This window comes from Streptomyces sp. NBC_00223 (assembly GCF_036199905.1).
GTDB lineage: Bacteria > Actinomycetota > Actinomycetes > Streptomycetales > Streptomycetaceae > Actinacidiphila.
On the sequence record NZ_CP108109.1, the window covers coordinates 737652 to 756938 of the forward strand.

The 19287-nt window shown below is 70.3% G+C and carries 18 protein-coding genes; 7 read left to right on the forward strand and 11 right to left on the reverse strand.

The genetic code is table 11. The annotated features are described in order from the left end of the window. Window positions 1-2 precede the first annotated feature (2 nt). The gene (locus OHA30_RS03110) at window positions 3-362 is read left to right on the forward strand and encodes a hypothetical protein (RefSeq protein ID WP_328912237.1); all 360 of its coding nucleotides are present in this window, start codon (window positions 3-5) and stop codon (window positions 360-362) included. Between the two features lie 93 nt (window positions 363-455). Here the strand turns inward: OHA30_RS03110 and OHA30_RS03115 are convergent, their stop codons facing one another. Beyond that, the gene (locus OHA30_RS03115; RefSeq protein ID WP_328912238.1) at window positions 456-1151 is read right to left on the reverse strand and encodes an alpha/beta fold hydrolase; all 696 of its coding nucleotides are present in this window, start codon (window positions 1149-1151) and stop codon (window positions 456-458) included. Window positions 1152-1227: 76 nt separating this feature from the next. Between OHA30_RS03115 and OHA30_RS03120 the strand changes: the two genes are divergently transcribed. Continuing rightward, window positions 1228-1860, forward strand: a complete 633-nt coding sequence (locus OHA30_RS03120; RefSeq protein WP_328912239.1) for a TetR/AcrR family transcriptional regulator — start codon at window positions 1228-1230, stop codon at window positions 1858-1860. A 48-nt stretch (window positions 1861-1908) separates the two neighbouring features. Here OHA30_RS03120 and OHA30_RS03125 read toward each other — a convergent pair whose 3' ends face one another. Beyond that, window positions 1909-2157: a hypothetical protein gene (locus tag OHA30_RS03125; protein ID WP_328912240.1), complete on the reverse strand. Its 249-nt coding sequence runs from the start codon at window positions 2155-2157 to the stop codon at window positions 1909-1911. Window positions 2158-2431: 274 nt separating this feature from the next. Next, on the reverse strand, window positions 2432-3364 hold the full coding sequence (locus tag OHA30_RS03130; protein WP_328912241.1) for an SDR family oxidoreductase: 933 nt from the start codon (window positions 3362-3364) through the stop codon (window positions 2432-2434). 126 nt (window positions 3365-3490) lie between these two features. Between OHA30_RS03130 and OHA30_RS03135 the strand changes: the two genes are divergently transcribed. Both OHA30_RS03135 and OHA30_RS03140 read left to right on the forward strand, forming a co-directional pair. Beyond that, window positions 3491-4057, forward strand: coding sequence for a TetR/AcrR family transcriptional regulator (locus OHA30_RS03135; protein WP_328912242.1), 567 nt, complete (start codon window positions 3491-3493; stop codon window positions 4055-4057). 188 nt (window positions 4058-4245) lie between these two features. Then, a complete protein-coding gene (locus OHA30_RS03140) occupies window positions 4246-4749 on the forward strand; it encodes a PGPGW domain-containing protein (protein WP_443045028.1) in 504 nt (167 codons plus the stop codon). A gap of 171 nt (window positions 4750-4920) precedes the next feature. Here the strand turns inward: OHA30_RS03140 and OHA30_RS03145 are convergent, their stop codons facing one another. The 6 genes from OHA30_RS03145 to OHA30_RS03170 all read right to left on the reverse strand — a co-directional run bounded on the left by OHA30_RS03145 (window position 4921) and on the right by OHA30_RS03170 (window position 13705). Further along, the gene (locus tag OHA30_RS03145) at window positions 4921-7605 is read right to left on the reverse strand and encodes a DUF5107 domain-containing protein (RefSeq protein WP_328912243.1); all 2685 of its coding nucleotides are present in this window, start codon (window positions 7603-7605) and stop codon (window positions 4921-4923) included. A gap of 140 nt (window positions 7606-7745) precedes the next feature. Continuing rightward, window positions 7746-8723: a sugar kinase gene (locus OHA30_RS03150; protein WP_328912244.1), complete on the reverse strand. Its 978-nt coding sequence runs from the start codon at window positions 8721-8723 to the stop codon at window positions 7746-7748. A 47-nt stretch (window positions 8724-8770) separates the two neighbouring features. Further along, complete coding sequence (locus OHA30_RS03155; RefSeq protein WP_328912245.1) at window positions 8771-9754, reverse strand: substrate-binding domain-containing protein; 984 nt, start codon at window positions 9752-9754, stop codon at window positions 8771-8773. A gap of 38 nt (window positions 9755-9792) precedes the next feature. Beyond that, window positions 9793-10797: an ABC transporter permease gene (locus tag OHA30_RS03160; protein WP_328912246.1), complete on the reverse strand. Its 1005-nt coding sequence runs from the start codon at window positions 10795-10797 to the stop codon at window positions 9793-9795. Continuing rightward, window positions 10794-12278, reverse strand: a complete 1485-nt coding sequence (locus tag OHA30_RS03165; RefSeq protein WP_328912247.1) for a sugar ABC transporter ATP-binding protein — start codon at window positions 12276-12278, stop codon at window positions 10794-10796. The genes OHA30_RS03160 and OHA30_RS03165 overlap by 4 nt, the downstream gene beginning before the upstream one ends. After that, complete coding sequence (locus tag OHA30_RS03170; protein WP_328912248.1) at window positions 12275-13705, reverse strand: aldehyde dehydrogenase family protein; 1431 nt, start codon at window positions 13703-13705, stop codon at window positions 12275-12277. Before OHA30_RS03170 ends, OHA30_RS03165 begins: the two co-directional genes overlap by 4 nt. Window positions 13706-13897: 192 nt before the next feature. Here OHA30_RS03170 and OHA30_RS03175 point away from each other — a divergent pair, with 192 nt between their 5' ends. From OHA30_RS03175 to glnA, 3 genes are all read left to right on the forward strand, one after another. Further along, complete coding sequence (locus OHA30_RS03175) at window positions 13898-14728, forward strand: IclR family transcriptional regulator (protein ID WP_328912249.1); 831 nt, start codon at window positions 13898-13900, stop codon at window positions 14726-14728. Window positions 14729-14856: 128 nt separating this feature from the next. After that, on the forward strand, window positions 14857-15396 hold the full coding sequence (locus OHA30_RS03180; protein ID WP_328912250.1) for a DinB family protein: 540 nt from the start codon (window positions 14857-14859) through the stop codon (window positions 15394-15396). Window positions 15397-15783: 387 nt separating this feature from the next. After that, window positions 15784-17193: a type I glutamate--ammonia ligase gene (glnA, locus tag OHA30_RS03185; RefSeq protein WP_328912251.1), complete on the forward strand. Its 1410-nt coding sequence runs from the start codon at window positions 15784-15786 to the stop codon at window positions 17191-17193. Window positions 17194-17324: 131 nt separating this feature from the next. Here glnA and eno read toward each other — a convergent pair whose 3' ends face one another. After that, window positions 17325-18593: a phosphopyruvate hydratase gene (gene eno, locus OHA30_RS03190; protein ID WP_328912252.1), complete on the reverse strand. Its 1269-nt coding sequence runs from the start codon at window positions 18591-18593 to the stop codon at window positions 17325-17327. Window positions 18594-18742: 149 nt separating this feature from the next. Next, on the reverse strand, window positions 18743-19210 hold the full coding sequence (locus OHA30_RS03195) for a hypothetical protein (protein ID WP_328912253.1): 468 nt from the start codon (window positions 19208-19210) through the stop codon (window positions 18743-18745). Window positions 19211-19287: the final 77 nt, after the last annotated feature.

A 19287-nucleotide genomic window follows, 5' to 3' on the forward strand; every position in this document is an offset into this window, starting at 1 on the left:
AAATGATGCTGAGCTTTATGGACTCCTATACTCTGTGGCGCCACCTGCCCTTCCCCCCGAGCGGGTCAGGCGAAGACCTGATTCTCACTCACAGTGATCTGGCGGGCGCCGACGAGTACATGACGACGGTCATCCGATATGTGGACCGCGGGATCTTCAAGCCGGCGCCGGTTGATGTCCTCACCTTGCTTCAAGAGGTCATGCATCGAATTGATCGGATCGGCGATGTCGCGTCGGAGGGCGACCGGGCGGCAGCTCGTTCACAACACGCATACGCGGCGCTGCTCGGCCTCCTTTATCAGCAGTTCCTTGAGGTGGGACGCCTGCATGAGCAGCGAAGCCACCCCTCCGGAAATCTCTGAGCGCCTTGGTCGCGGTTTTGCGAACTCCGAGGTCTCGGGTGGCATCCGTCACGTGATGTCGGGGTCGCCGGCCCGGCTCGTCCGCGGCTGTCGTCACAGGCTCAGCAGCAGGTCCCGGACCGCGGCGGGCTGGGACAGGAACGGGTGGTGGCCGGCGTCGAGCTCGACGACGCCGCCGGCCCGGCGGGCGAACTCCCGCTGGAGCCGCGGCGGGGTGCCCCGGTCCTGAGCGCAGACGAGGTACGTCGAGGGCACCTGCCGCCACGCGGCCGCCCCGACCGGCTGCCCGGTCACCCGCACGCTCTGCCGGGCGAGACGGTCCGCCGCCTGCGCCTGTACCTCGGGGTCGCAGTCCCGCAGGAATGTGTCCACGAGCAGCTCGGGGCGGACCCCGAAGGTGCCGGCGTCGGGGTCGACGTCGAGGAAGGGGGCGGGGCCGCCGTCCCCGAAATCCGACAGGCTCTGCCCGACCTCGGGCAGGTAGCTGGAGACCATCACCAGGTGGCGCACCGACCCGATGCCCGCGGCGGCTTCCGCGGTGACGATGCCGCCGTAGCTGTGGGCGACCACCACGGTCGGCTCGTCGCTGTCCAGCAGCGCCTGCCGCACCGCCGCGACGTCCTCGGACAGCCCAGGACCGCCGACGCCGCCGGGCGGTCCCGCCTCGCCGCAGCTCGGCAGCGCGGGGGCCACGCTCAGCACCCCCCGCTCCCGCAGCAGCCCGGCGGTGCGGTGCCACCACCACGACCCGTCCCGTACGCACGCCCCATGGACGAACACGACCCTCATCGCTGCCTCCGCGTCTGCCGTGACTGCCTTTCGACCAACGGTAGACGTAGCCGCCGTTACGGGAAAAAATGCCGGCATGGGCAGACGACCGCAGCCGCACATCAAGGACAGGCTGCTCGACGCCTGCACCGACTACGCCCTCGCGCACGGCCTCCCCGACCGGCTCGAACCGCTGGCCACCGCCACCGGCACCTCGGCCCGCATGCTGATCTATCACTTCGGCACCCGCGACGCCCTGCTGCGGGCCGTCCTCGGGCACGCGCGCCGGCGCCAGCTGGACACATTCGGCGACCTCCTGCGGGTGCGACCCGACGAGCCCTACACCGCCACCCTGGATCGCGCCTGGACCTCGATCACCGGCTCGGCCGGGCGGCCGTACCTGCGGATGTTCGGTCAGCTGCGCGAGAGCGCGGAGCAGCGGTTGTGGCCCGACTTCCGGCGCACCGCGACGACCGACTGGCTCGGGCCGCTCGAGGACGGCCTGCGCGGCATCGGCCGGCCGGAGCTGGCGACGCTCGTCCTCGCCGTCATCCGCGGTCTCCTCATGGACCTCGACGCCACCGCCGACGCGGCCCGCACCGACCGGGCCTTCCGCGACTTCCTCGCCGCGATCGAGCACCTGCCCGGCGGCGACCGCACAACCGCCCACCACCTCCGGGAACCCGCCGGCGACAGCGCGACCAGCACCGACACGGCGCCGGGCACATAGTGCCGCGACGCCCATCTGTCGCCCGAAGTCACAGACTCCCGCGGGCAGTCAGCCGTTGACGTCGTTGTCCGCCAGGAGGTCCCTGATGCGTACGTCGACCTGCCGGCGGTCATAGCCCCGCCCCACGATCCGGAACAGAGGCGGGTCGACCGGCGCGCCCGCTTCGGACAGGGCTTGGAGACAGCGGTCGACCTGCCGGCGGTCGTAGCCCCGCCACACCACGTTGAAGCCGCGGAACTCAGGCGGATTCGACACTGCGAGTACCACTCCCACCTGGTAGAAGACGGGTACGGCCACCGTCGATCCTCGGTGTGCGAAACCCGAAGATCACGCGCGGTGACCGCAGTCCACAGCGTAGACCCTGTCCGCCGGCAGGAGGCGTTCGAGATCCTGATGGCCCAGGAGCCGTCCCGGGCCGTACGCGATGCCCTCGGCGAATTCCCCGCCCCGATCGAGGAATCGCGGCCCCAGGTGCCCACCGTCAGCGCCTTGCCCGGACTCACGCCGAATCGACGCCACAGAACTCCGAAACCGTCACGGTCGTCAGGGTGTTCGTCGGCGGGCGAGGGGATCAGGCGGACGGGGACTGGAAGTAGTGGCCCTTGTCCAGGTCTTCCAGGAGGCCGGGGTGGGTCGGGTGCCAGCCCAGCAGCTCGCGCGTTGCCGCGCTGGACGCCGGGCCGTCGATCGCCAGGAGGGCGCCCAGCCAGGCGAAGTGCTCGGCCGCGTTCTCCGGGGGGACCGAGACCACGGGGACGCCGAGATGACGGCCGATCACTTCGGCGATGGAGTGGACCGGCACGCCCTCGTCCTCGATCGCGTGCAGCGTCGAACCCGCCGGGGCCTTCTCCACCGCCAGGCGGAAGAGGTGCGCGGCGTCGATCCGGTGCACGGCGGGCCAGCGGTTGGCCCCGTCGCCGACGTAGCCGGAGACACCCTTGTCGCGGGCGATGCCGATCAGGATCGCCATGAAGCCGTTGTCCCCCTCGCCGTGCACCGTCGGGGGCAGTCGCACCACGGACGAGCGCACACCTCGGGAAGCCAGCGCGAGCGTCAACCGCGCGTTGAGCAACCGGGGATTCACCGGAGCGTCCGACGGCGCGGCCGGGTCCGCTGCCTGCCCGTCCCGTTCGGTCGCGATCCGTCCCGGTGCGAGCCCGAGTGTCCCCGAGGCGATGACGAACGGCTTGTCGGAGCCCGCGAGCGCCTCGCCGAAGGTCTCGATGGCACGGCGGTCCGCGTCGGCGGCGCCCTTCATGTCCCCCGAGAACGAGAGGTCGTGCTTGAACGCGAGGTGGATCACGCCGTCCGACCCGGCGGCCGCGCTCCGCAGGGCGTCGAGGTCGTCCAGGGAGCCGCGCCGCACCTCGACCCCGGCCGCGGCGAGGGCGGCGGCCGAAGCGTCCGAGCGGGCGAGCCCGACGACCTGATGGCCCGCGCCGAGGAGTTCGGGTACGACGGCGGAACCGATCCAGCCGGACGCACCGGTCATGAACACACGCAAGGGAAACCTCCCGGATAGGGGCGACCGTCCGCACCACGGCACACACGGCGGCGGGGCGGTCGATGTCAGCGACTGTCATCAACCTACATCTGATGCCAGTCGCTGTCATCACATAGGATCGGCGACATGAGTCGATGGGAGCCGAACGCGCGCGGCCGGCTGGAGCAGGCCGCACTGGAGCTCTACAGCGAGCGCGGGTTCGAACAGACCACCGTGACCGAGATCGCCAGGCGGGCGGGGCTCACGGAGCGGACGTTCTTCCGGCACTACGCCGACAAGCGCGAGGTTCTGTTCGCGGGCGCGGCTTCCCTCCAGGAGCTCTTCGTGAGCACCCTCACCGCCGCGCCGCGGTCCGCGGCGCCGATCGACGCGGTGGCCGCGGCTCTCCAGGCCGCCGCGGCCGTCTTCGAGGAACGCCGCGAGCACTCCCGGCAGCGGCAGAAGGTCATCAACGCGAACGCGGAGCTGCGGGAACGCGAGCTGATCAAGCTCGCGTCACTGTCCGCCGCCCTCGCCGAGGCGCTGCGCGGGCGCGGCGTCGCGGACCCGGGCGCGAGCCTGGCCGCCGAGGCGGGGATAGCCGTCTTCAAGATCGCGTTCGAACGCTGGATCGGCGGAACGGACGAGCGGGACATGGCGCAGTTCATACGGGAGTCACTGGACGAGCTGAAGGCCGTGACCGCGGGCATATGATCGCCGCCCAGCCCAGGCCAGGCCGGCCCACGCCACGCCGGCCCGCACCCAGCCCCGCCGCCAGGCCGCCCACGCCAGCCCGGCCGTGAGCCCGGCCGCCATCCCACCCCCCACTCCGTACCGCCCGCGACCCGTCCCTCCCCGAGTCGCGGACCGCTGCGGAGGCCCGGGGCGGTTACGGTGGGCGCGTGAACGGAGCACGGCGGGCGAAGACCGGGGCACCGGACGCGGAATCCGCGCAAGGGGCGACCGAGGCTCCCCCGGTCCGGCTGCACCCCGCGAAACGGCTGGTCCTGGGCATCGCGGGCGGCGTGCTCACCCTGATCGGCACGGCGTTGCTGGTCCTGCCGGGGCCCGGACTGCTGCTGGTGCTGGCCGGGCTGATCATGCTCTCCCGGGCCGTTCCCCCGCTCGCCCGGTTCGTCGCGCCGGTCCGCAACCAGGCGATGGTGGCCGCCGAGGCCAGCGTTACCTCGGCGTGGCGGATCGCCGGTTCCGTCCTGGCCGGTCTCGCGCTGGTCGCCGCGGGGATCGTGTGGGGTGTACCCCTGGTGTCGCAACTGCCGTTCACCGGCTGGAGCACCGGATCGAGCCTCATCCTGTCCGGCGTCGTGCTCTTCACGCTGCTCGTCTGGAGCTACCGCCGCGTCCACGGTTCCCGCCGCGTCCACAGCTCCCGCCCACCGAGCTGACCGGCGCGCCCCTTCCCTGACCGACGCGCACGCCGACCGTACGCCCCCGCGCGGACCCGGCACGTACGCCGACCGCCCACCACGCCGGCCGCGCCCCCACCAACGCCCGCGAGGGCCGGCACGAAGCGGATCACCCACCTCGTACCGGCCCCCGCGGCAAACGCCGCTCGCCTACTTCCCGGACTCTGCCGTCAGCAGGTTCTTGCCGAGGAGGTCCGTCAGCACCAGCTTCGCCTGGTGCCCGGCGGGCGCCTTCGCGTCCACCTCGAACGCCGTCAGCTCGTCACCGATGAACAGACGCTGGGTGAGCGTCTTCCCGGTGGTCACGTCGACCAGCGCCGCGTTCAGGATCTGGCCGAACTGCGTGGAGAACACCCGGGCCTCCACATTGCCCGCGGCGTCCACACCCACGTGGGCCGCTCCGTTGGTGTTGGCGTTGGTCACGTCGCCGAGGTCCATCGTGGGGATGAACGACTCGGTCCAGGACAGGGTCTCCCCGGCCTTGAGCGTGGCGGGCGTGAAGAAGTGCGTGGAAGCACCCGCCCACAGCTCGATGTACGGCCGGGCCGAGTTGCCCTTGGAGTACACATTGGTGTCGAAGGACGCGTTCTGGCCCCACTCCCAGATCTTCATACCGGGGGTCTTGGTGTTGTCGCCGACCCGGACGACGCCTTCGTTGTTCTCGTGGTTGATGACGCCCCACCAGTTCGCCTGCGGAAGCGTGGCGAGATTCTGGCCGTAGGCGATGCCGTTGTTGTCCCAGTTCTCCATCTTCTTGAGGCTGTCGAACTTCAGGTAGCCGTCGGTGGGGGTGTCCGGGTTCGCCGGGGCCTCCCGCTTCCGCATCCACGTGTAGCTCGGGTCCTGGTAGATCTCCTTGGCGGGGGCCACGATCGACATCGTCGGCGAGCCCTCGTGGGAGCCGGCGCCCGGCGCGAGCGTGGTGCAGGTCCAGTACTCGTACTTCTTGTCCTGGCCCGTCGGGTTGTGCAGGGACACGGTCATGCCGACCTGGGGCTGCTTCTTGGTCAGCGTGTAGGTGACCGAGGTCTCGATGCCGGTCGCGCCGTAGACGTACTTCGAGGGCGCGTCCGGGTAGTCGACGGTGTCGGTCTGGTCGACGGTGATCGAGAAGCTGTCACCGGTCTGCTTGATCTTGTAGTCCCAGGGCGTGTTCCAGTACTTGCCGTGCTCGGCCTCGCTGATCGTCGGGAAGACACCGCCCCAGACCATCAGCCAGTTCTTGTAGAACGGCGAGTTGCCGTGGGTGCCGGCGGGCGCGGACGAGAAGCCGTACGGGGTGCCGACCGGGTTGGTGTAGAGCAGGTCGTGCCCGGTGGGCTTGTACACGATGGACAGCAGGCGGCCGCCGTAGTTGGGCGCGAAGGTCGCCTTGATGTACTTGTTCTCGGCGACGATCGTCTTGACCGTCTCGCCGACGACCTTGTCCTTGACGTTCTTCTGCGAGACCGACTGACCGTCGGGGTTGACCGAGTAGTCGTAGCGCTGGAAGACCGTCGTGGCGTGGGTCTCGACCTTGAGGTAGTCGGGACCGTAGGCGTTGTAGCCGGTGTCCTTGGGCAGCGAGAACAGCGGTACGGAGACCTTCTCCGCCGCCGTGCTGGTGCTGGTGGCACCCGTGACGTCGGTCAGCGCGCCGGGCCGCAGGGCGATCTTGCCGCCCAGCCCGGGGAGCAGCCGCTCTCCGCTGTCCAGCTTGATGTACAGGGTGGAGGCGTCCGTGAAGTACGCGGCGTCGTCGCGCAGCACGGTGGCCGCGTCCCGCAGGGTGCTGGTGCGCACCCCGCTGAACGTGAACAGGCTCCTGACCTGGTCGGCCGTCAGGGTCGTGCCGCTCACCCCGGTGGCGGTCTCCTTGACCGGCACGGCCGCGCCCGCCGGGTTGACCTGCGCGACCTTCCGGCTGAACTCGACCCGGATCTGGTCGCCGCTCCCGCTCGCGGCGATCGCGGAGATCTCGGCCGGCTTCCAGGCCGTACGGCTGCCCGTCACCGCGGTGACGAGGTCGGCGGGGCTCGCGCCCGCGTCGGTGGTGAGCTTCAGCGACTTGCCCAGCGTGAGCTGGTAGGCGCCGTCGGCCTGGAGGTCCGAGCCGAAGTACAGGCGGTAGACCTTCTTGTCCTGGCCGGCCACCCGCTCGACATAACGCGGGGTCACGGTGGTGGCCCCGGAGGTGAGGGAGATGGTGTTGCCGGTGTAGGCGCCGTTCGGCATCCCGGAGGTGACGGAGGAGGCGAAGGTCACCTCGACGCTGCGGGTGCTCAGCGCCGTGACCTTGGTGACCGCGGCCGTCGCCGCGTCCTGCGACGTGCCGGTGAACGCGGTCTGGGCCGTGGTGCGGCCGGGCAGGGCGCCGCCGTTGTCGCCGCGGAAGAACAGGTCGTCGAGCGAGTCGGCGCCGCCGTCGAACCACAGCCGGTAGGCGGCGTCGTTGAGCCGTACGCTGGGGCCGAAGACCACGCGCAGCGTGCTGTGCTGCGCGGTGTCGACGGGCCGGACCTCGGTGCCCGCGATCTCGGAGAGCGGCCGGCCGTCGAGCGCGGCGTCCGTTCCGTCGGCGCCGCCGCTGATCCTGATGTACTGGCCCGCGTAGGCCGTGTTGGCGTCCGTGAACTGCAACAGGTCGCTGCCGAGCGTCTTGTTGAACGTGATGTCGACGGACTTGTCGTCGTGCGCGGCCACCGACTGGACCTTGAGGGCGGACGCGCCGCCGCCGATGGTGGTCGCCTGTGCCGTGCCGGGCAATGTCACCGCGGTGAGACCGGTCGCGGCCACCGCCAGGGTGACGAAGGCCGCCAGTCCGCGCCGACGCCCCCTCACAACTCTGCCTTGCATTATCATTCCTTTCGTGTGCTAAAGAACCGTGCGCCACGACACGAGGATCAAGTGCACCTCCTTACGCCTGCGAAGGCTTCGGGTGAGCCGTTCCGGGCCGTGCCACCGGCTCGGAACGGAGTTCATCGCGGACGGGCCGCTCAGTCGCCGACGAACACCCGCTCGTCGTCCCCCACTTCGGTACGGGCCCGCGCGAGTTCGTCCGCAGACGGGTAGGACTGCGCGCAGCCCACGCCCCGGCAGGACAGGGCCCCGGCGAGGACGCCCCAGGACAGGGCGCGGTGCGGCGCCGCCCCGGTGAGCCGCATCGCCATGTAGGTGCCGGCCAGCGCGTCCCCGGCGCAGGCGGTGTCGCGGGTGCGGACCCGGGGGGCCGGTACATGGTGTCTGGCCTTGCCCGTGTCGACCACCGCTCCCGAACCGCCCGAGGTCACCACGATCTCCGCGGGCCCCGGCCCCAACTCCCGCCTGATCAGCTCGGGTTCGCCCGAGCCGAGCAGTCCCCGCATGTCGTCCCCCGAGGAGATGACGACATCGGCGGTGCGCGCGAGCGCCAGCAGCCGGTCGGGGTCGGGCCGCAGCGCGGGGCGGTAGTTGACGCAGAAGGCCACCTTCACGCCGCGCTTGCGGGCCAGGGCCGCCGCGTGTTCGACCGCGCGGGCCGAACTCTCGGAGATCGACATCGAGATCCCGCTGATGTACAGGGCGTCGGCGCCGTTCAGCGACTCCGCGTCCACGTCGCCCTCGTGCAGGAGGGTGGCGGCCGATGAGGACCGGTAGTAGTCGAACCGGTGGTCGCGGGGGCCGATGTCGTTGATGTAGACACCGGTCGGCGCGTCGGCGTCGCTGACGATCCGTCCCACGTCGACCCCCGACTCGCGCCAGAAGTCCAGCAGCAGCCGTCCGGCGGTGTCCGTGCCCAGCCGCGTCAGCAGCCGTACGTTCACCCCGAGCCTGCTGGCCATGACGGCCGCGTTGGGGACATCGCCCCCGAACCCCCGGCCGAGGAGGTTGCGCGGCAGGTCGGCGCGTACGCCCACCTCCAGCAGTCCCTCGCCGACCGCGACGAGTGTCGGACGTCCGGTGTCACCGGCGATCGCTCCCATGGCGTCGTTCACAACGGTCCTCCCCTGACCCGATGGCATGGCCGTCCCTGTGCTCGGCTTCAGAACGCGCTCTTCGGGTCGTAGTACTGGGCGACGTTGTCCTTGGTGACCAGCGGCGCCGCCAGCGGGGTGTCCTTCTGCGGGGTCGCGCCGCCCAGCACGGCCAGCAGCCGGTTGAAGCCCATCTGGCCGATGGTGTTGGCGTTGTTCAGCGCGGTTCCGGCGTAGTTGGTGCCGTCCACGATGGCCTTGAGCGCTTCCTTCTGGCCGTCGCCGGCCACCAGGAACATCTCCTCGCTGCGGTGGGCGTTGGAGATCGCCTTCTGGGCGCCGAGGCACATGGCGTCGTTCTCGCAGAAGACCGCGTCGATCTTCTTGTTCTTGACCAGCAGGTTCTGCATGACGTCCAGGCCGCCGTCGGGGCTCCAGTTGCCGAAGTCCGGGGCCACGACGGTCTGGATGCCGGGTGCCTGCTTGAGCGCGGCCTTGACGCCGTTGGTTCTGTCCAGCCCGATCGTGTTGTCCGCGGGGCCGCCCCTGATGATCGCGACGGTTCCGTTGCCACCGAGCCGGTCGGCGATGTAACTGCCGTCGCCCTGGCCGATCTGGGTGTTGTCCGGGCCGATCCAGCTGGTGTACTGGTCCCCGCTGAACTTGCGGTCGACCAGGATGACCGGGGTCTTCTTCTGCTTGATCGCGTTCATGGCGGCGGGCGCGGCGTTGAGCGGGCCGCCGGAGATGATGATGCCGTCCACGTGCTGGGCGAGCAGGTTGTGCACGTCGGTGGTGAGCTGGTTGGCCTGGGAGTGCGCGTCGGTGACGATCACCTTGACGTTGGGGTAGTTCTTGGCCTCGTCCTGGACGGCCTTCGACATGGCGATGAAGTACGGCGCCTGGAGCCCGAAGTTGGCCACACCGATCGTGATCTGCTGCTTGCCGCCGCCGCCGCTGCCGCTGCCCGCCTTGTCGTCCGAATTTCCGCCGCACGCGGTGAGCGAGACCGCGGCGGCGCATACGACAGCGGCAGAGATGATCTTCTTCATGGTTGTTCCTTCCGAGGCAAACCGAACCGAATGACGGACTAAGCGCCCCGTTGTTCCCGACGCCGTACGAGAATCGCGACGGCGATGATGACTCCCTTGAGCACCTGCTGCCAGTAGCTTTCGACGTCGTACAGGCTCAGCAGGTTGTCGATGAGACCGAGCAGGACCACTCCGCCGAGCGCGCCGCCTATCGTGCCGCGCCCGCCGGAAAGGGCCGCGCCGCCGATCACACAGGCGGCTATCGCATCGAGTTCGAAACCGCTGCCGACATTCGGCTGGGCGATTCCGACCCGCGACGCGAGAATCACTCCCGCGATTCCCGCGCAGACCCCGCTGATGACATAGGCGAGGATCAGGTAATTGCGTACATTGACGCCGGCCAGCCGGACCGCTTCCTCGTTCCCGCCGATTCCCAGCAGGGCGCGGCCCGCCGCGGTCCGGTTGAGGAATATCCAGCCCAGTCCGAAGAGGACCACCGTGATGATCGCCGACAGCGGTATCACGCCGATGTTCTTGGCGCCGAGGGTGAGGAACCCGAGGTTGTCCGGGGTGATGGGGACCTTGGAGTAGACGTAGGTGAGGCCCCCGAAGGCGGTCATCGCCGCCAGGGTGACCACGAACGGCGCCATCCGGAAGTGGGCGACCAGTATGCCGTTGACGATTCCGCATCCGGCGCCGACGAGAATGGCGAGCAGGATGGCGAGCGGCAGGGGCATTCCGGCCACCAGGCCGGCCGACATGATTCCGGTGAGCGAGACGATCGCGCCGACCGACAGATCGATTCCGCCGGTGAGGATCACCATCAGCATACCCAGGCTGAGCAGTCCTGTCGTCACCATCTGCGAAAGAATATTCGTCAGATTGTCGGTGGTGAAAAACGAGTCGTTGGTGAGCGCCGCCACCACGACGAATATCACCGCGACAGCGAAGAACACCAGGTTCGTCGGCCGGATACGGCCCAGTACGGCCGGTGTTTTCTTCTCGGTTCCGGCCGGGTCCTGGCCCGGCGGCTTTTCAAGCGTCGTCGCACTCTGGTCGGTCACGCGGAAACTCCCACTGAATGAGAAAGGACCTCGTTCTCGGTCGTCTCGCCGGAGCGCACCTCGGCCACGAGCCGGCCTTGACGCATCACCAGAACGCGATCGGTCGCGCCGAGCACTTCCGTCAGGTCCGAGGAGATGAAGAGAACGCCGATCCCGTTCTTGCTGAGTTCGTCGATCATTCGGTAGACGTCGACGCGGGTCGCCATGTCGACGCCCCGGGTGGGCTCGTCGAGGATCAGCACCCGAGGGTTCGTCAGCAGCCACTTGGCCAGGACGACCTTCTGCTGGTTGCCGCCGCTGAGCTGGACCACCGGCATCCGGGGCCGCGGCGGGCTGATGGCGAGCCGTTCCACCATGTCCGTGACCGCCGCGTCCCGCTGCCGCAGATCCAGCAGGCCGAATCTGCGCATCCGGCCGAGGGTGGCGAAGGTCGCGTTGTCCGAGACGCTCATGCCCAGGACGAGCCCGCTGCGTTTACGGTCCTCGGTGACCAGCGCCAGTCCCGCTTCGATCGCCTCCCGGGGGCTGGAGAAACGTTTCTGCTCGCCGTTGACCTCGACCGAGCCGCCGGTCGGCCGGTCCGCCCCGAACACACAGTGGGCGATCTCGCTGCGGCCGCTGCCCACGAGCCCGAACATGCCGACGATCTCGCCGGCCCCGACCGAGAACGACACGTCCTGGAACACGCCGTCCTTGCACAGCCCGGTCACCTTGAGCAGTGGCGCCCCGGCCTCGACCACCCGGTCCGGGTAGACCTGCTCCAGCTTGCGGCCGGCCATCATCTCCACGATGGCCTGCTCGCTCGTCTCGTCGGGGCGTGTCGTGGCCACCACCCGCCCGTCCTTGATCACGGTGATCCGGTCGGCGATGTCCATCACCTCGCCCAGCCGGTGCGAGACGTAGACCACGGCGACGCCGCTCTCCCGGAGCTTTCCGATCAGCGCCATCAGCGCGTCCAGGTCCGATCCGGCCAGCACCGCCGACGGCTCGTCGAGCACCAGCAGCCGCGGCCGGCCGGAGAGCGCCTTGGCGATCTCCACCATCTGCTGGCGGGCGACCGACAGCTCCCCCGCCCTGGTACGCGGGTCGATCTCGTGGAAGCCGATCTCCGCCAGCAGCCCCCGCACCTTGTCGTGGGCGGCACGCCAGTCCAGAAAGCCACGCCGGAACGGCATCGCGCCCAGCAGGACGTTCTCGGTCACGGTCATGTCCGGTACGAGACTGAGCTCCTGATGGACCGTACGGAAACCGGCCCGGTGCGCGTCCTGCGGCCGGTGCAGGTCGAGCCGTTCGCCGTCCAGCACGATCTCGCCGCCGTCCAGCGGCACGGCTCCGGCCAGCGACTTGATCAGGGTCGACTTGCCGGCGCCGTTCGCGCCCGCGATGGCGAGCACTTCCCCGCCCCTGATGGTGAGGCTGATGTCGCGCAGCACCTCCACCCCGGCGTACGCCTTGCGCACACCGCGCAGTTCGAGTCTCATGCCAGGCCGTCCATCACGACCACGGTCTTCTGCTCGGTCATCTCCAGCAGCGTGTCGTGCAGTCCCTCGCGGGCGCCGCCGGTGAGCTTCAGCCCGCCGAAGGGAAGGTTCTCGGCGCGCAGCGCGGTCGATCCGTTGATCACCACTCCGCCGACCTCCAGCCGGCGGGCCACCGCGAAGGCGCGGGCGAGGTCCTTGGTGAACACGGCGGCCTGGAGGCCGTACGGGGAGGCGTTGGCCATGGCCACCGCGTCCGCCACGTCGCCGAACCGCATCAGGGGAACCACCGGGCCGAAGATCTCCTCGGCCGTGGTCTCCTCGTCCGGCGCGACATCGACCAGCACGGTCGGCGGTACGAAGGCCCCGGTGCGCGGACCGCCCACCAGCAGCCGCGCCCCGTGCGCGACGGCGGCCGCGACGGCGGCCGTCACCGATTCCGCCGCCTGCTCGGTGATCAGCGGGCCCACGTCGGTGGCCTCTTCGAGCTGGTCGCCGACCACCAGTTCCCTGGCGCGGGCCTCCACGGCGTCGGCGAAGGTGCCGTAGAGGCTGTCCTCTATATACACACGCTTGACGGCGCAGCAGATCTGCCCGTTGCCGCGGGCCAGCCGGCCCAGGACGACGGCGTCCACGGCCTTGTCGAGGTCGGCGTCCGCGCAGACGATCAGCGCGTCGTTGCCGCCGAGTTCGAGGTGGGTCTTCTTCAGTGTGCCGGCGGCCAGTTCGGCGATGGCCCGGCCCGCCGCCGTACTGCCGGTCAGCGTGACCATGTCGACCGCGGGGTTGGTCGCCAGTTCGCGGACGAGTTCGACGCCGCCGGTCAGCACCTGGTGCGCCTCCGGCGGGAAGCCCGCCCGCTCGACGATCCCGGCGATCTCCAGTACCGCGAGCGGGCACTTCTCCGGCGGCTTGACCAGTACGGCGTTGCCGCCGGCCAGCGCGGCCGCGACCTTGTGCGCGTACAGCTCGACCGGGTAGTTGAAGGGGACGACGGCCGCGACGACACCGACCGGCTCCCGTACGGTGAAGGCGAGGTGCGTCTCCAGACCAGGTACGGCGTCCAGCGGGATCTGCCGGCCGAAGATCCGGGTGGCCTCGGCGGCGAAACCGCGGAAGATCCTGACGGCGGCGGCCACTTCCTCACGGGTCTGCCGGATCGGCTTGCCGTTCTCCGCGGCCACCAGCGCGGTCAGTTCGGGGCCCCGGCGCTCGATTCCGTCCGCCACGGCGTTCAGCAGCCGGGCCCGCTCGTGGGCCGGCATCGCGGCCATCAGCCGGCGGCCGCGCAGCGCGTTCTCCATGGCCTGCCGGATCTGCTCCGGGGAGGAGACCGGCATGGTGCCAAGTACCGCGCCCGTACCGGGATTTCGAATGTCCCAGCCGAGCCGGGTCGGCGTCGGGCCGCCGTCTGTCGGTCTGTTCGTCACGTCTCGCTCCTTGTCATACCTGGCGCCATCGCTCAGGACCGGAGTGATGCGCCTGGGCCGGGGGCGAGTTGAGCTCGGTCCCGGCCACTCGGCATCGTGCGGTGCGCTACAGTGTCAGCGTTCCGCGTAGTGAAATCACACTCTGCCTTGCGGAACGACCGCGACGGTATACGGACTGCAAAAGGAGTGTCAATGGATCCAACAGAGAACGAAACAGACGGGCAGTCAGCCCCGGCCAGCCTCGAACTGCCCCGCAGGGGCGGCCGGTCGTCCAGCGCGGGCAACGCGGCGACCAAGGCGGTGACGATCCTGGAGGCCGCCGTGACCGGCACCGCGCCCCGGCGGCTCGCCGACATCGCCGGCGAGACGGGCGTCCCCAAGGCCACGGTCCACCGCATCCTGGGCACCCTGGTGGAGCTGGGGTTCGTCAACGACAACGGCTCCGGCGTCTACGGCCCCGGGCCCCGGGCACTCGCCCTCGCCGCCTCGGTCCAGGCGCTGACCGGCGACGCCCGGGTCGGCGACACGCTCGGCCGGCTCGTGAAGGAGGTGGGCCACACCGTCCACATGGCGCTGCGCAGCGGTGACCGCGCGGTGTACTCCCACAAGGTGGCGGGCGACCAGCCGTATCAGATGGCCTCGCGCATCGGCATGAGCGTGCCGCTGCACTGTACGGGGATCGGCAAGTGCATCCTCGCGCACCTGCCGGCCGACGAGGTCACCGACATCGTCGGCCGGGCCGGACTGCCGGCCAGGACACCGTCGACCATCACCAGCCGCGACCGGCTCAACGAGGAACTGGAGACGATCAGGCGGCAGGGTTTCGCCATCGACAACGAGGAGAACGAGCGGACGGTCCGCTGCGTCGCCGCGCCCGTGCTCGACCGCACGGGGGCGCCGGTCGGCGGTGTCAGCATCTCGACCGTCACCTTCCTGGTGCCGATGGAGACGCTGACGTCCTTCACACCCGCGCTGGTCACCACGGCGAACACCGTGGGTTTCGCGCTGTCGTCCGCGCACTGACGGCCCGTCGGGCGGGGCCGACCGCCGGTCCGCCGCCGGTCCGCCGCCGCCGGGGCGCTCCGGCCCGGGGGCGGGCCGTCGTCACGGGCCGTACCGCGGGGTCCGGGGCTGTTCTAGACTCCCGGATCATGGACCAACTGGATGAGCAGGGGCGTACGCCGCCTCCCGTCGCCGGGGACGAGACCGCCACGCTCCTGGGATTCCTGGAGTTCCACCGCGCGACCCTGGCGTGGAAGTGCGAGGGGCTGGACGCGGCCGGGCTGAACGCGACGGTCGGCTCCTCCCCGATGAACCTGGGCGGCATGCTCAAGCATCTGGCCTACGTCGAGGACTGGTGGTGCTCCCGTTGGCTGCACGCGCGGGAGCCGCACCCGCCGTGGGACACAGTGGACTGGAAGGCCGACCCCGACTGGGACTGGCACTCGGCGGCCGACGACACCCCCGAGCAGCTGCGTACGCTCTGGCAGGACGCCGTGGCCCGCTCCCGTGTGCTGGTCGCGGAGGCGCTGGCCGACGGCGGTCTGGATCAGCCCGCCCGGCGCCCCGGCTTCCGCGGCGGAACGCCCAGCCTGCGGTGGATCCTCTTCCACCTGATCGAGGAGTACGCGCGGCACAACGGCCATGCCGACCTCATCCGCGAGGCGGTGGACGGGGCCACCGGAGAGTAGTCCACGGCCCGGCGGCGAGGGCGGCGGTGAGCCCGCCGGCGAGGGCGAGGCCGCGGCGCGGCGCGGCCGGTAGGGCGTCGTGGTCCGCCGGACCGCCGCCGCGGCCGTGCGGTTCAGCCGCTCGGCGTAACGTGCCGAACACCGGACGCCGTCCGATTTGGGCTAAAATGGGACTGCACACGACGGTGGACCTCGCCGTCGACCGCGGAGATCCGCCAACGGTCCCCGCACCCTTACCGGGCGTGGGGAAAACGTGTGCGCTGTGCGGCGACGCCCTCGCGGCAGGCGTGCTTTCTCCAGGCGCACAGCCTTCCTTCCCGTCCGGTCCCCTTCTGTCGTCGTCGTTCCGGCCTCCGGGGCGTCGGTGCTTCGGCCGTGAGGAGTGGCATGTTCCAGGACTCTGAAAGCATCAAGAAATTCATCTCGGACGAGGGCGTCACCTTCGTCGACGTCCGGTTCTGCGACCTGCTGGGGGTGATGCAGCACTTCACGGTGCCGGCGGACACCTTCGACCCGTCCGAGGAGCTGGCCTTCGACGGTTCGTCCATCCGCGGCTTCCAGGCCATCCACGAGTCCGACATGGCGCTGCGCGCGGACCTGTCGACCGCCCGGGTCGACCCGTTCCGCCGGGACAAGACGCTCAACATCAACTTCTTCATCCACGACCCGATCACCGGCGAGCAGTACAGCCGTGACCCGCGCAACGTGGCCAAGAAGGCCGAAGCCCATCTCGCCTCCACCGGCATCGCCGACACCGCCTACATCGGGGCGGAAGCGGAGTTCTACGTCTTCGACAACGTCCGCTTCCAGACCTCCGCGAACGAGTCCTTCTACCACATCGACTCCGAGGCGGCCGCCTGGAACACCGGCGCTACCGAGAACAACCGCGGCTACAAGGTCCGCTACAAGGGCGGCTACTTCCCCACCCCGCCCGTCGACCACTTCGCCGACCTGCGTGCCGAGATCTCCCTCGAACTCGAAGCCTCCGGGCTCCAGATCGAGCGCCAGCACCACGAGGTCGGCACCGCGGGCCAGGCCGAGATCAACTACAAGTTCAACACCCTGCTCGCCGCGGCCGACGACCTCATGCTCTTCAAGTACATCGTGAAGAACGTCGCCTGGCGCAACGGCAAGACCGCGACCTTCATGCCCAAGCCCATCTTCGGCGACAACGGCTCCGGCATGCACGTCCACCAGTCGCTCTGGCAGAACGGGACCCCCCTGTTCTACGACGAGCACGGCTACGCGGGCCTGTCCGACACCGCCCGCTACTACATCGGCGGCATCCTCAAGCACGCCCCCTCCCTGCTCGCCTTCACCAACCCGACGGTGAACTCCTACCACCGCCTGGTCCCCGGCTTCGAAGCCCCGGTCAACCTGGTCTACTCACAGCGCAACCGCTCCGCCGCGATGCGCATCCCGATCACGGGCTCCAACCCCAAGGCCAAGCGCGTCGAGTTCCGCGCCCCCGACCCGGCCTCCAACCCCTACCTCGCGTTCTCGGCGCTGCTGATGGCCGGCCTGGACGGCGTGAAGAACAAGATCGAGCCCGCCGAGCCGATCGACAAGGACCTCTACGAACTCGCCCCCGACGAGCACGCGAGCGTCCCCCAGGTGCCCACCTCCCTGCCGGCCGTCCTCACCGCCCTCGAAGAGGACAACGAATACCTCCAGGCCGGCGGCGTCTTCACCACCGACCTCATCGACACCTGGATCGACTTCAAGCGCACCAACGAAATCGCCCCCCTCCAACTCCGCCCCCACCCCCACGAGTTCGAGCTGTACTACGACAACTGATCCGCGAATGCCGCCGCTCGGGCAGCGTCATGCCGGTGCGGACACGGGGTCGACCGCGCGGAACGGCCGCCGTGCCCACGCCGGGGGCGCGGCGGCTTCGTACGGCTCGGCCCAGGCCGTGTTCGTACGGGTCAGTCGAGGCCGTACGGGAGTTGCGCGGAGTGGGTGTCGGCGAGTTCGAGGAGACGGTTGTACTTGGCCACGCGTTCGCCGCGGGCGGGTGCGCCGGACTTGATCTGGCCGGCCCCGGTACCGACGGCGAGGTCGGCGATGAAGGAGTCGGGGGTCTCCCCGGAGCGGTGCGAGATCATCCGGGTGTATCCGGCGTCCCGGCAGATCCGCACGGCCTCCAGGGTCTCGGTGACCGTGCCGATCTGATTGACCTTGATCAGCGCCGAGTTGCCGACCTTTCGGGCCACGGCCTCGGTGATGATCGCGGGGTTCGTGACGAAGATGTCGTCGCCCATGAGCTGGACCCGGTCCCCGAGCCGTTCGGTGAGCCGGACCCAGCCCTCCCAGTCGTCCTCGGCGAGCCCGTCCTCGATGCTCCACACCGGGAAGCGCTCGACGATCCCCTCGTAACGGTCGATCAGCTGGTCCGACGTCAGGCTCTCCCCCGCCACCGTGTACCGGCCGTCCTTGCGGAACTCGCTCGCCGCCGGGTCAAGCGCGAGGGCGACGCCGTCCCGGCCGGGCGTGTAGCCGGCGTCCCCGATCGCCTCCACCAGCAGCTCCAGTACCTCCTCCGGACGGTCGACCGCGGGCGCGAAACCGCCCTCGTCCCCAAGACCGGTGGCATGCCCGGCAGCCGCCAGCCGCGCCTTGAGCCGCCCGTAGACCTCGGCGCCGGCGCGTACGGCGGCCGCCAGGGTCGGCGCGCCGAGCGGGGCGAGCATGAACTCCTGGAAGTCCAGGTTGTTCGCCGCGTGCACACCGCCGTTGACCACGTTGAAGTGCGGGACCGGGAGGCGGGGCGTGGTGCCGGCGACGGCCGCCAGCGACTGCCACAGCTCCAGACCCCGGCCGGCCGCCTCCGCCCGGGCCGCGACCAGTGACACGCCGGTCACCGCGTTGGCCCCCAGCCGGGACTTGTCGCGCGTCCCGTCCAGGTCGGCGAGCGCGGCGTCGATCTCGGCCGCCGAGGCGAAGTCCCGGCTGACCAGCGCCTCGGCGATCTCACCGTTGACGTAGCCGACCGCCTTGCGCACGCCCTGCCCGGCGTACCGCGCCGGGTCGCCGTCGCGCAGCTCCACCGCCTCCCGGCTGCCGGTCGACGCCCCCGACGGAACCCCCGCCCGGACCGTACGGCCCCCGGCCAGGGCCGCGGTGACCTGGAGTGTCGGCCGCGCCCGTGAGTCCAGAACCTCGACGGCGCGCAGCGCGGAGAATCGCACAGACATATCTCATCCTTGGGGGAAGGAACGGGGAAAGGTGTCGTCTGTTCATGCGTGCCCCTCGGCGGCCCCGGCGTCAGCGGCCGTTCGGGCGGCCTCGGGGCCCGGCAGCACGCCGGACGCCGGACGCAGGGCCCAGGACGCAGGACGCCGATTCAGTGGCTCAGGATGTTCGCCGCCACGATGAACAGGCCCAGCAGGACGTCCACCCCGCCGACACGGCAGGCCGACGTCCATGCCTGCCCGGCCGTACGCGCCGCCAGCAGGCCCCATCCGAACAGCGCCGCCGAGTTGATGCCCAGCGCGATGTTGATCCCGGTGCCCTCGCTCCACCATCCGGCGGACGCGCCCAGCAGCAGGGCCAGCGTCGGCACCACGGCGACGACGAGCGGCCACTCGGCCAGCACCGAGCGGAGGGTCCCGGCGGCGACCTTCTCTTCGCCGACCGTCCGGTGGGCGATGGAGTGGGCGTAGCCGTGCGCGGCGGCCGTGGCGATCGAGGCCACCAGGATCCACAGCGCGTCGTAGCCGGGGTTGGACGGTCCGCTGTCGTGGTCGAGGGCGGCCGCGAGCGCGCTGGCGAGCACCGTCCCGTACACGCCGCCGAACAGCAGGCGCTGCACGGGCTCCGCCCGCGGTCCGGGAGCGGTGCCGCGAACGGGGCTTTGGGAGGACACGCTGTCGCCTTTCGTACGGAACC